The sequence below is a fragment of the Pseudomonas sp. S3E12 genome (genome assembly GCF_001702295.1).
GTDB classification, from domain to species: Bacteria; Pseudomonadota; Gammaproteobacteria; order Pseudomonadales; family Pseudomonadaceae; genus Aquipseudomonas; species Aquipseudomonas marginalis.
In genome coordinates this window covers 15,142-28,228 of sequence record NZ_MBDT01000037.1, presented here as the reverse complement: position 1 = coordinate 28,228, position 13,087 = coordinate 15,142, and the positions used below count along the sequence as shown (strand labels likewise).

General features: G+C 53.4%; 8 protein-coding genes and 1 tRNA gene. 1 reads left to right on the top strand and 8 read right to left on the bottom strand.

All coding sequences use genetic code 11. The features are described from left to right. Positions 1–275: 275 nt before the first annotated feature. The 4 genes from BB029_RS30835 to BB029_RS30820 form a co-directional block, all read right to left on the bottom strand. A complete protein-coding gene (locus tag BB029_RS30835) occupies positions 276–1,532 on the bottom strand; it encodes a restriction endonuclease (RefSeq protein ID WP_083236519.1) in 1,257 nt (418 codons plus the stop codon). Positions 1,533–1,597: 65 nt separating this feature from the next. Beyond that, positions 1,598–2,776 carry a DUF3800 domain-containing protein gene (locus BB029_RS30830; RefSeq protein ID WP_065942162.1) on the bottom strand — a complete coding sequence of 393 codons (1,179 nt, stop codon included), beginning with the start codon at positions 2,774–2,776 and terminating at the stop codon, positions 1,598–1,600. Positions 2,777–3,187: 411 nt separating this feature from the next. After that, entirely contained in the window at positions 3,188–4,957 is a 1,770-nt protein-coding gene (locus BB029_RS30825) for an ATP-binding protein (protein ID WP_065942161.1), read from the bottom strand. Next, complete coding sequence (locus BB029_RS30820; RefSeq protein ID WP_065942160.1) at positions 4,957–6,087, bottom strand: SIR2 family protein; 1,131 nt, start codon at positions 6,085–6,087, stop codon at positions 4,957–4,959. The genes BB029_RS30825 and BB029_RS30820 overlap by 1 nt, the downstream gene beginning before the upstream one ends. A 580-nt stretch (positions 6,088–6,667) precedes the next feature. Here BB029_RS30820 and BB029_RS30815 point away from each other — a divergent pair. Further along, positions 6,668–7,819, top strand: a complete 1,152-nt coding sequence (locus BB029_RS30815; RefSeq protein ID WP_065942159.1) for an HNH endonuclease signature motif containing protein — start codon at positions 6,668–6,670, stop codon at positions 7,817–7,819. Positions 7,820–8,456: 637 nt separating this feature from the next. Here BB029_RS30815 and BB029_RS30810 read toward each other — a convergent pair. The 4 genes from BB029_RS30810 to uvrC all read right to left on the bottom strand — a co-directional run bounded on the left by BB029_RS30810 (position 8,457) and on the right by uvrC (position 13,086). After that, positions 8,457–10,298 carry an integrase arm-type DNA-binding domain-containing protein gene (locus BB029_RS30810; protein WP_065942158.1) on the bottom strand — a complete coding sequence of 614 codons (1,842 nt, stop codon included), beginning with the start codon at positions 10,296–10,298 and terminating at the stop codon, positions 8,457–8,459. Positions 10,299–10,533: 235 nt separating this feature from the next. Next, positions 10,534–10,609, bottom strand: a tRNA-Gly gene (locus tag BB029_RS30805). A gap of 60 nt (positions 10,610–10,669) precedes the next feature. After that, positions 10,670–11,230 (bottom strand): CDP-diacylglycerol--glycerol-3-phosphate 3-phosphatidyltransferase, encoded by a 561-nt coding sequence (pgsA, locus tag BB029_RS30800; protein ID WP_027603207.1) that lies wholly within the window; start codon positions 11,228–11,230, stop codon positions 10,670–10,672. A gap of 32 nt (positions 11,231–11,262) precedes the next feature. Beyond that, the gene (gene uvrC / locus BB029_RS30795; RefSeq protein ID WP_027603206.1) at positions 11,263–13,086 is read right to left on the bottom strand and encodes an excinuclease ABC subunit UvrC; all 1,824 of its coding nucleotides are present in this window, start codon (positions 13,084–13,086) and stop codon (positions 11,263–11,265) included. Position 13,087 lies beyond the last annotated feature (1 nt).

Below are 13,087 nucleotides of genomic sequence, written 5' to 3'. Positions count from 1 at the left end.
GCAGCCTCTCAGCTGCCCATAATGTTTAATGACGGACTGAACGCAGTAAGTACCCACTTTCGAATCAAGCTGGCATTGATACCATGGCGGGCTCCGCTAGTGCACACAAAGGGGATGGGATATGCATTGAAACCCGCATTCTGAATTTGTTAGCCACGTGAAACGGCATCAAACCCGGCCACTGCATGAAACCAGGTAAGGAGGACCCAAAAATGAGGAGCTATTTATTATTGTCGCTGCTAGCCGCAATGGCAAACCAGTTCCCCGCAGAATACTCAGTCTAAATGGCTGAAGCGACTCGGCTGCCGATTCCAGATCGAATAGAGGTTTTGCCCATCCCAGTAGCTCACCCGCCCCTGATCATCCAATTTCCGTTTTGCGCGGAAGACCGTATCTGCATTTTTGGCAGTCAGTATCTGTTTATCCAACATTGGGATTTCATGCCCCTCAAGGCCATGGGAATCCTGGCTGATAATCCGCCGTGGCAGACTCATGAGGAGAGCCGCGTGCTTGGTCTCCTTAAGCACGAGTGCAAAGCTGTTTCCGATTGTTCGATACCCAGTGTGAGCATGAACGACTAACGCGTGACTTCCATCTTCAATACGACGCAGAATAGATAATAGATGCGTATCCGAAACTAATACGGACTTGTCTTGGACAATGCCCGCTTGCGCTTGCTGACACCACTGAGCGACGTCTGCAGAGGTCTTCAGCTCCAGTATTCCTGATGATCGATGTGCAAAGTTCTGCGCTCCCTGTAAATAACGGGAGGTGGTGACAAATATGCCCAAGTCAGCGCCATCGTTTGCTACCGCCCCACGCAATGCTTGCACAGCCTCAAGGCCTATGGGCCGGTTAGGGGCATATCGCTTAGCTTGGACATAAGCCAAGGTATCCCCCAACGGACTCCGCTGAAGTAGTTTGACGTCAACCCCTCCATCTCCAACTCCCGGCCCCAACTCTGATTCATATCCCAAGCTCTGGAATACGCGGTAAAGCAATATTTCGAATTCGCGGTGATGCAGATTGTAAAGCCGCTCAGGGCGAGCCTGAAAATACTGATAGAGCTCAGCGTAGATATCGCCGAAATCTTCGATGATCAGACTGCAGACCCATTTCCAGTGAAAGAATTGGTCGTAGGCTTCTTGGAGTGCTTCGGTTGTGGCGTAAAAGTAGTAGGAGCAGCCGTCGTAGTTGTCATACCAAAAACCATGCGAGTCAGCAATTTCATCAAGCTCCGCTCGAAGCTTCGGATATAGATCCTCATCAAGCATGCGTGCAAGCTCTCCACTGCTGTAGAGAATGAAAGCCACCGCCCCTTCGCCAGGCTCTGCTTGTACGCGCTTGGCATAGGAAGTAAACCCGCTATCATGCCAAAGATCGTTGGTGACAGCCCAGGCTTGTAAGTCCTTTTGGGCTGCTACGATTTTCCGCTCAAGGTCACGATCCGTGTATGCGCTCAATCGCCCACCCTCTTGTACATATTTCACCTTGGCCGATGTCATCAAAATACTCTTTTCGGCACTATCCATCGTGCATCGACAAGTTCATTTTTCCACTCCATCAGCCGCAACATGGTAGGGGCGGCCATTCAGGACTAATGGTCACCATCTCCAAGCACTTCAAGTGAGGCTAGCAACTTCTCAAGCTCTGGCAAATTCGCCGCCTTCAAAATATCGTACTCCCCTCGGCTGCTCAGCATGTAGACATCACGAGCCCTCTTGATTCTTTCCAACTGCGGCACAATTTGCCCAGATGTCATTCTCAGGAAATCATTGATGTCAGCCCGTGTTTGCGGAATCTTGTACCCCTTGGATGCACTGGTGATGATCACATTGGAATCGCGAAGTTTGGCAATCCCGCTTGACTTGATTTTCTGGTCGCTGAGATCGCCGAATCCACGATCAGCCAAATGACTTTTTATGTCACCCATCGTCACGTAATCCCTACTGACAAACTCGCTTTGAAACCGAAGGTAGTCAAGGATACAGCACTGTAAGCGTTCGTCTTCGTCAGGATGCTTGCCAACCTTAGCGATGAACTGATCTGCCTGTTTAAGTGCCTCCTGATGCACTCGATAATCTGCGTATTGAGAATCGTCGGCAGGAGCAGCAAGCAGCGATTGATATTTCGGAGGCCACTCAACGAGACCTAGCGTCAGATCACGCAATATCCTTTTATAGGCTTTAACGACCTCCTCGCCAGCCTTTCCCTCATAAATTTGGGCGACCGAACCGGCGAAAAAGTCTGCTACCTGTATGAGGACATCGTTTTTGCTGCTCTTGGTCTGAAAGGATTGATCATCGCCGAACAGATCATCGACGTAACGGGCCTGAACATAGGCTTTCAGGCTCTCCTGAAACTCTGCACCACCGTGTTCATCGACGGTCATCTGGAGGTTTGGGCGGTCAATGAAGAGCCGCTCATAGAGCATGCCGTTGATGTGCTTAATAAAGGACTTTTTGAACTGAAGCCCCCCATCTCGGTACACCCTCGACTTGTCGACGACCGTAAAGTAGAGCTTTAGAGGAAGCTCTGCCAGGTCACTCAGAATGCGAACACGCCGCTCTGTATCCTTGACCTTAACTTTGCTGGATTTGATCTCACCCGTCTGGAAATGCCGCACCCGGAGCGCTTCAGCGAGCTCATAAGCTCTTTCCAAGCCGGTTTCAGAAACAAGCACTGAGCACACAACAAAGAATCCGGAGCTGCCTTGCTTCGAGGTTTCTAGATCATGATTTCCGGATTCGTCGACAAATGCATAAGTCCTTTCCAACCCAGATACTCCTTCATGCCTCGGGAGGCTTTGCTTAGCCATTGATGCACTTTAACCCACCTCGACACGAGCAGCGGCACGAATTATAGCCAAGTGCCACCAAGCATAGTTCGCGTAGAAGTCTCACCTGTCCGCCTTCGTCTATGAGTATTCAGACACGCGTGCCAGCGCCTCATTGAGATGAGCTCCGTCACTCGATCCTCCTGCTCAAGGACACAACGATCTTGCTTGACCAAAATCGAGTTGAAGCGAAGTTAAGGCCTGTCCAATTGGAGACGGCATGCGCAGACGTCCTTCATCCCTGCGGAGCCGTCAAGCTCGAGTTGTATTTACGTACAAAAATCACGAAGGGCTGCCGGCCGCGGATCAGCGTTTTGGCCATGCCAATCCGTGAGTCATCGCGTGAAAAAGCTAATGGTTCGCCCACAGTGCCTCAAGATTAACGTCATCGCTCGCAGGCCTGTGCCCTTCAAGCAGAGGATCTATCTTCAGGATCATCGGTAAATCAAAGGCCGTTCCAGTAAGTACACAGCACCCTTTAGCTAGCGTGGGTATCAATGATTTGGACGAAGCGTCCAATGTGCTGATTGTATTATCCAGAAGCATCAAATCGCGTTCGTTCACCAGGCGATGAATGAAGAAATTGTGTATTTGAGAGACGATAGTAGGAGAGATGTCCGCAGGTCGCTGGCTGGAGAGCGTCAGGTACACGCCATATTTTCTTCCTTCCTTGATGATCTCCTCAAACAACTCCAGTCGATAATCCTTCCAGATTTCATGCTCTCGTGTTGATTGCTCGGAGAGGATGTTGTGTGCCTCATCAATGATCAAGTGCAGGGTTTTAGTCGGTGGGCTGTTCAACCCTTCTGCTTCCTTGTGATTCACATAAAAATTCTTTGCAATGAGCATTGGCAGAATTTTTTTCACATCGTTCTTGCATTTTTTCAGTGAAATGACGTGCAGAAGGTAGGGAGGGGGTGGTGCATCGACGATATGCAATACGTTGCGCAATCCCGCCAGAGAAGACCTCGCCCTGGCCAACACGGGTTGGATATGTTCGTATTGTGCATAGCCCATCACCACATCACCGCAGAGCTGTAGATAGCAACGCAAAAGCAGCTCATCGAATTGGTCCAGCGCATCCAGTTTTACATGTGCGGCAAGGAAAGGCTTCAAAAAGGCAGCAAATGCTTTCCCATCAGAATCGTAGTAGTGCCCTTCCAGCGCTCTGAAGTATTTGTTCTGCGCATGGTATTTTACCCCTGCCAAGTGGTGCTGCAATGCCTCAGAGCCTATAATCCGGGCGACCTCGCGTGTTAACTCCAACGCCTCCGCTTTAGGCTCAGCAGCAGCAAACACTCGCTCAAACGTTTTTTCCAGAAAATGGGAGAGCGGCAGGTCTTTAAACTTTTCCCTCCCCGACAGAACCCGTCGGAGAAACGGTGCCTGAGTGTTGGTGGTTGCCTGAAAAAGCAGGCTGAGGGTTTCCGCATCCCAGAAATGAGCACTTTCCAGCGTGAATTTTTGTGCCCCATTCTTGGAGTCTAAAACCGTAACCTTTTTATCTTGGGTGGCCAGGATCTGGCCTCCAGTGTATTCACCATTAAAATCAATAATGACGAACTGACTCTTCCCTTTTAACCCGGCAAGTTTCTCCCGAAATAAAGTCGTATATAATTTGGCCAGCGTGTTCGACTTCCCACTGCCGGTGTTACCAAAAATGCCCAGATGACTGTTAAATAGCCGTGTCCACGGGAGGCTGATAGGGATATTCTCTTTGAGCATCGCGCCGATGGTAAAGCTGCCCCCATCATTCACACCGTAGATCTTCCCTACCATCTCCTCACTGAGGAGAGAGGCACCATCCCTGATCATCGGCATGTATTTCACGCCTTCATAGAACTTATTGTCAGCCACGTAACCGACGGGCCGAACATCCACCTTCCTGATGTAGGAAGTTTTTTCTGCGGTTTCGTCAAGCTTGCGCTCATCCAGATACTCACCTTCCACTAGGCATACAATATCGATGAACCCGCGTTGAATCAGCAAATGCTCTCTGATTGAAACACCCCTATACTTTTTACCCTCGTGGAATAGGGTTTCCTGGTTGGAATCCTCAAATATCCTCAGAGTAATCCTGACGCCGCTGACGGCAATAACCTCACCTACCCGGATGACCATCAGTGAGCATCTCCCGGCACGTAGGCCTGCGGGCTGAGCGAAAGCACATGCTTATTAAAATTGGCAAAATTCAAGTCAGCCCCCTCGGGCGGGCCAATGACCTTGACGTTTCTCCACGCGCCAAACTCGTCGCGCATTTTCTGTGCTCCTCGTTGGCTGTATGCGCAGACAAACGTCTGCAGCTTGGGATTCGACAGCGAGCGCTGAACGAGCTTCAAGATGTGCTCATCCGCAAAGGAGAACCCGAATGTAATCAAGATCGAGTTGGGTCGTTCCAGTTCGTAGCTGAGTAGTCTGAGCATTTGATAGTAATGCTCTTCAAAAACCGTCTCGTGAAATTTCCACTTTGTGGGGTTCACGATTGGAAGCTTATTGTACTCGTACCAGAATCTTTCCATCTGATTGTGGGTAAGCTTTACCAACGGAATCTCGTCCGTGACGCCCCCTTCTGTGGTCAGATACTTTGAGAGATCCGAAATTTTGTTTATGACGTGCGGGCTGAGAAGGTTTTTGAAGTCATTCTTGTAACTAACTTCAATCTTGTCCCCGCTCTTTTCCCAGTAGACCGAGCCATGCAGGTGAATAATATTGAGCTGCGGAACGCCGTACGCGACACGCTCGAAAACACCGGTCTGGCATTGAAAGGTGTTAAAGTTTTTCGCGTGCAAATGCTTCTTGTGAAACCCTGAAGTCCCGTCATTCACGACAAATTCGTGCGTCCCTCTCACCAGCAGGCGATCAGCGGCGTGCGCCAGACAGCCATCATAGTTGGTGGTGAAGATGTTGATCTTGCGATTGACATCCTTTCTTCTGTCCAGAAAACCTAATAGCGTACGCAAAAAAACTTCGTAATTATCAAGATTTTCCAGTCCCTCAGCCGTGGCAATCGCTGATGGAGAAAATGTCTGAACCGGATGAATGCACGTGTTGTAATAGTGCATGAACAGCGCCGCGTTCTTCTCTGGGCGCAGTGCATACTTTGTCGACAGCGTTTCGATCGTCTCCCAGTTGCCGAGCACATCCTTAATCTGCAATCCCAAAGTGGGAAACAAATCCGCCGAAGCACCAGAGCCGATCAGAATATTGACATTTTTGTTGTAGATATCCAGTGCTTCTATGGGCTCAAACATGCAACCTCCTGTCATTCGGCCTTGAGTCTTTTCCTATTCCGCGCCTCCTGTAACCGTTCTGGAGAGGCCTGCCCTGCACGCTACTGTTTTGCCACCATAGTGTCTACTAATGGCCCCATGTCTTTCTCATGGCACTGCCAGCCCGGCAGCAGCGTTCGGAGCAAGCCAGACGCGGCACCGACCTCCTGCTCACCAACGAGGTGCACTTTAACCATCAGCCTTGACGCCTTGTAGCCATTTTATTCTCGGGGAATTACGGGTCATGTCACAGAGCCTGACAGGTCAGTAAAGGGTCTTGTTGGCATGAGGTGCGGCAGCCACGCTCAACGCACACGAAAGCGACCCTGGTGTAAGGACGCGCCGGATTTGGCACTCCTTTGCACGATGTTTGGCACTCGAAAATATCGGCGGAATACTCCTTTTTGCGTTTTCTTTGGCACCGAGACACTCAGGTGTTCCGACGTTTCGCCACTTCAGCAGTTAATGTCGGAACGACCTAGGCCAGTGTGTGATTCGACGCAGCCGTTTGGCTTGCTGTCTTGCTTCACCATGAGCTCGCTCATGGCCTATAGTCTCGAGCATGACGAATAATCCAACTGAAAAAGCTCTCATGGCGCGCGGCTTCGATAGTGAGACGGCCGCAAGGCTGCGGTGCGCAGGTCAGACATTGGCGAAGCTAAAGCTTTCGAGTGAAAATGCGTTGTCAGCGCTTGGACTGAATGCTGAGCAAATCGCAGCTATATACGGCGGAACCCGGCCAGCGATACCTCAGGAGGATCTTGTCAAAGTCTTGTTTGCCAACCGCTGGGTTTGCTGTGTCTGCCGTGATCCTCAAAGGCCAATTATTGTGCACCATATTAACGAGTGGTCTACCAGTCGTGATCACTCAACGCCGAATCTAGCGGTACTGTGCACTATCCATCATGGAGAGGCGCATACGAATCGGCAGCTTGAACAGAATCTGACGTCATCACGTATTTCAAGCCTCAAGGCTCAATGGGAACAGCAGGTTGTACGAGATGATGCCCTGGCTATTCAGCAAGGAAGTCAGCTTCAGCTTGATAACTGGCTTTACTTTAATCATCTGCGTCTGTTCGAGTTGGCGCAGGGATTGGGAGTAGACCCCACTGCTGTATCGGGCTTTCAGCAGGCAATCACGGCGGGGGTCTGTGACCAAGCAGGGGCGGTCGTGAAAAGGGTGACAGCTGGCAGCTTTATGTACGCGGACTCAGATCGAATACAGCTTTACTATTATGTTACTGCGCTGTTTTCGGCCGTAATGCAGGACGTCGTTGTCAGGAACATTTCAGACCACCTCGACCGAAGCGTGCTGGGATGCACGATTGCGCCCGGCGACATCATATTTGTTCAAGGTGCTCACTCATTCTCAGATGAGGTGCCAGCACCAGTGGGCATCGCTCTACGCAGAGGTACGCGAACAGCAAATCACGTAATTATTAGCTTCGTATTTGACTCGGCCGAAGCTACCTCAGTGTCCGCTTGGAGTCTTTGGCTAACAGGTCGACAGTCGGTTGGTAGCCTTATTCAAGTCAAGCAGATCCGGCGTATGGATGGTGGATTGCATATTGCTGGGACGGTGTTGGCAATTAGAAACGACTCTTCCGACTTGAAGGGACGGACGTACGAGCAAAGCCTTCACGATTCCGGGCTACCTCACCAAAGAGATGATGATCCTGACATCGATATGAGCCAATTCGATGCTGTATTTTGACTTGGTCGAGGGCTGCCCGGCTTGACGCTTCAAACTCACCTTTGTACCTGGTAAGTGCTCAGCGCACCGACACACCAAGCTCCCTGACAGGCATGGAGGTTGTAGCGGCAACTGCTCAGTCAATAGGAATGACTAGGGTAATCCCGTTTCTTCCCGCCGACTCCCTCACCAGTGCCAAAGCTGTCACCTCCTCACACCTGGGCTTGCGCGTAGCGCGCCATTCCTGGAGTTCAATGTCTTAGCCCAATCTTTTCAGATTGGGCTAAGACATTGAAAAATATGGTCGGGACGGAGTGATTCGAACACTCTCCCTTTAGCACCCCATACATGGGGTAGCTGGATATTCCAAGTTTGTCCGCCAGCCGTGCCTGCCGAACGAATAAAAAACCCGGCACGAGGCCGGGTGGTTACCCGCCATCCCCAAGACGCAGCCCCCAAATGAGAGGGATGGAGAGCTGACAAGAGAGGGCGGGATCGAGATGATGCCAAAGGGTGTCTTCCTGCGCAATAGAAGCCTCTTGCCGAACATCTCCGCCGCACCTCAGGCAACGCGTGAAGTTCACGCATTTACGGCAGCCCGAGCTAGATGGACCCAAGCAAGCAGCGACATCCATTATCACAGCAAAAAGACAGTACCTCAGCTTGAACCCAGCGCACTGCAAACGATTTGTGCGGTCACATCGAAATTCTCCGTAGTAAGCACATCGATTGGCGCGCGACCTTTAAATCGCTCATGAGGCTTACAAAGGGCGCCATAAAGCCTCCATGCATCGACATCCGGAAACCGCGCTAACGCAGCAAGTACCAACTTGTGCCGCAGTGGATCAAGCTGCCAATCGGGAATACGCTGACCGCGATTCCCCAGACTCAGGGATAGCAGGCGCCGAGCCTTGATATCTCGGTTGATCTGATCTCTGGATTTGCCTGCCAGTTTGGCGAAGACAAACAGTGCCAAATTACTCGAAGCTTCATAGGTAGCTAGCATCTCGGCGCGCTGGCGTTGTATTTCAGATACTTGGGGGTCGCGCAGCTGTTCAGTCTGCGTAGGAGCAGGTAGGACTGGTGAATACTGAGCAGCGTTAAGGACCGGTTCGTTGCTGACGGACGTTTTGGAGGCTGGGACAGTCGTCTCTGGGAAGCCACCGCTGTACAGAACGGCGTTTGCATTCGCGCTTTCCAACGAAGGTAATGAAGCTGCGCCCTCTAAACGAATGGTCAGCGGAGAACTTGCCGCTTTCAGCTGTCCCTGCCCCCAAAGGTCCAGACGATTCGCCCAGTCCTGCATCATGGTCCGGCGCTGCTCGACATATTCCGCGTGATTGTAGGCCGCACTCACCTTGTCCGGATCCGCATGAGAAAGCTGAGCATCCACCCACACCTTCGGGTATCCGATCTCGTTCAGCGCCGTCGAGATCGTCGCCCTCATGCCATGACCGGTGAGTTGATCAGCGTACCCCATTCGGCGTAGCGCGCCATTCAGAGTGTTCTCACTGATGCGCTTGCTCAGGTCGCTTCGATGCGCAAACAAGTAGCGTTGCGCAGGGACAACCTGGTCCAGCAAGTGACGCACGATCTCCAGCGCCTGAACCGACAGCGGCACGATATAAGGCGGTACATTTTGGGTCTGTTTACCTGGCTTCCGCATCGCTAGCTGAAGTTGTTTCACCACTTCCGCTGGTATGATCCACAAGCGCTTCTCCAGATCGAACTGATCGGGTGTTGCCAACCGCAATTCGCCCGTGCGGACACCGGTCAGCAACAACAACCGAAGGCCAAGCCGAGTTTGGTTGGCGCCACCGTAGTTTCGAAGAGCAGCCATCAATGCCGGGAGCTCGTCCATGCGAAGAAATGGATTATGCGTAACCGGAGGTTTTGGGAGTGCAACTACGTCAAGGTCTGACGCTGGGTTGTGCTCCAGCCCCTCGATCTTCACCAGCGCATAGCGGAACAATTGGTTGAACCAAGTCCGGCATTTTTCGGCTGTCGTTAAGGCCTTGCGCTGTTCGATCCTGCTCAGCAAATCCAACAGATCGTGACGATTGATATCGTAGATAGAACGCCCACCCAGTATAGGCAGGACGTCTTTACTGAAGATCCTCAAAATCTGCGAGAGCGTGCTCTGTCGCCCTTCCTTCAGGCTTAGCCTGCGGAACTCCACCCACTGATTGAACACGGCCTCAAAGGTGTGCTCCGCCGCAAAACGAACAGCACGACGCTGCTGCTTACGGTGCTCATAGGGATTGATGCCTTGGGCGACCAAGGTGCGCGCCTCGTCACGTCGGGCACGGGCTTCTTTAAGGCTGATTTGCGGATAACTACCAAGAGACATGCGTTTCTGCACGCCCGCCCAGTAATATCTGAAACGCCAGATTTTCCCGCCGCGTGCGGTCACGTTGAGCGCGAGCCCATCCGTGTCGCCTATCGTGTAGTCATTGCCGGTGATTCGGGCTTGCCGAACGGTCGTATCCGAGAGTGCCATAGCGAGCTCCTGAGCAGAGTCAGGGCCAGATGCTCGTCTCGCTATCCAAGCTGCTCCAGCAAAAAACCGATTCAGTGCTCATCCAGATCCAAGATCCTCATTCGGGACTTAAATCGGGACTTAAAAGCACTGGATGGAGCTGGATTTCAGTGGCTCCCGCTGGAACGAAAAAAGGGCCTAAAGGCCCTGATTTCAATCACTTACAGAATTCAGTGGAACTCTGTAGCGCAATATTTGGAGCGGGAAACGAGACTCGAACTCGCGACCCCGACCTTGGCAAGGTCGTGCTCTACCAACTGAGCTATTCCCGCTTGGTGATGCGCATTCTATAGAATCCTCAGCACCCGTCAACCCCTTGATTCAAAAAAGTTTTATTTCTTTTCAACGGTGGTGCGCAGATGCGGCCAGGCGGCGCGCAGATATTGGAGCATCGACCACAGGGTCAGGCCCGCGGCGATCAGCAGCAAGGCATAACCCGTGAGGACCCAGAACGAGAAGTCCGACGGGTTGGCCAGCAGGATAACCAGCGCGAGCATTTGCGCGGCGGTTTTCCATTTGCCCATATTGGACACGGCCACGTGGGCGCGGGCGCCGATTTCGGCCATCCATTCGCGCAGGGCCGAGACGACGATCTCGCGGCCGATGATGACCGCTGCCGGCAGGGTCAGCCACAGGTTGCCGTGTTCCTGCACCAGCAGGACCAAAGCGACGGCCACCATGAGCTTGTCGGCCACGGGGTCGAGGAACGCGCCGAAAGGCGTGCTTTGTTCCAGGCGGCGCGCCAGGTAGCCGTCGAGCCAGTCGGTGGCGGCGGCAAAGGCAAACACTGAACTGGAAGCCAGATAACTCCATTCGTACGGCAAATAGAACAACAAAATGAAAATAGGGATGAGCAGGACGCGTAGAACGGTGATCAGATTAGGGATATTCATCGGCACAACTGGCTACGAGGTGGAAAGGCATTCTATTCGCTATGCAGATTCGCATAAATCAGCTCAGCGAGCTTTTTACTGATACCGGGTGCTTTGGCTATCTCGTCAATGCTGGCACGGGACAGCTCCTGCAAGCCACCAAAATGTTTAAGCAAGTCGCGACGCCGCGTCGGGCCTACCCCTGCCACCCCTTCCAGGGTTGAGGTTCGCCGGGTTTTGCCACGGCGGGCGCGGTGGCCGGTAATGGCGAAACGGTGGGCTTCGTCGCGAATCTGTTGAATCAAATGCAACGCGGGTGAGTCGCCCTTCAAAGTGAACTCATGGGCGGCATCATTCAAGTACAACGTCTCGAAACCCGCCTTGCGCGTCGTGCCCTTGGCCACGCCCAGCAGGATCAGGTCAGGCACCGCCAGCTCATTGAGCACGTCGCGGGCCATGGACAGCTGGCCCTTGCCGCCGTCGACCAGGAGGATATCCGGCAACTTGCCCTCGCCGTCCTTCAACTTACTGAAGCGGCGCGTGAGGGCCTGGTGCATGGCGGCGTAGTCATCTCCAGCAGTGACGCCTTCAATGTTGTAGCGCCGGTAATCGGACTTGATCGGCCCTTCCGGCCCGAACACCACGCAGGATGCCACCGTGGCCTCGCCACTGGAGTGGCTGATGTCGTAGCACTCCAGGCGCTGGGGCGGCTCCTCCAGGTTAAGGACTTCAGCCAGGGCGTCAAAGCGGGCGGCGACGTGCTGTCGGTTGGCCAGGCGCGCGCTCAGGGCTTGCTCGGCGTTAGTCACCGCCAGTTGCTGCCAGCGTGCGCGGGTACCACGCACGCGGTGGCTGATGTCCAGCTCGCGGCCGCGCAGTTCGTGGATGGCTTCGATCAACGCGGGGAAGTCTTCGTGCACCACATTGACGATCAACTCCGACGGCAGGTCGCGCTCGGGGCTGCTCACGTAGTATTGGCCCAGGAAAGCGGCCATGACTTCGGCGACCTCCTCATCAATACCGGTCTGCGGAAAGAAGTTCTTGCTGCCCAGCACTCGCCCACCGCGCACGCTGATCAGGTGCACACAGGCTCCCCCCGGATTGACGAAGGCCGCGATCACGTCGACGTCGCCGGTACCGCCTTCCATGCTTTGCTGGTCCTGGACACGGCGCAGCAGCGAAATCTGGTCGCGCAGCTCAGCGGCACGCTCAAAATCCAGGGTGCTGGCCGCCTGCTCCATGGCGGTGGAAAGCTCATCGGTGAGGGCATTGCTGCGCCCTTCAAGGAACATCACCGAATGGCGCACATCCTCGGCGTATTCGGCCGGCTCAACCAACCCCACACAGGGCGCTTTGCAGCGCTTGATCTGGTACTGGAGACAGGGCCGGGTACGGTTCTTATAGAAGCTGTCCTCGCACTGACGCACAAAAAAGGTTTTTTGCAGCAGGCTCAGGCTTTCCCGAATGGCCCCGGCGCTGGGATAAGGCCCGAAGTACTTGCCCTTCGCTTTCTTCGCCCCACGGTGAATGCTCAGGCGTGGGAAGTTGCCGTCGGATAAAAACACATAGGGATAGGATTTATCGTCACGCAGCAGAATGTTGTAGGGCGGTCGCCATTCCTTGATCAGCGTCTGCTCAAGCAGCAGCGCTTCGGTTTCGTTGGCGGTGATGGTGGTTTCGACCTGGGCGATACGCGCCACCAGGGCGGCGGTTTTCGGCGCGAGACCGGTCTTGCGAAAGTAGCTCGCCAGACGGCTCTTGAGGTTTTTGGCTTTGCCGACATAAAGCAGGCGCGCCTCGCTGTCGAACATGCGGTAAACGCCAGGGCGGCCACTGCAGGTTGAGAGAAAGGCACTCGGATCAAACGGTGTGGTCATG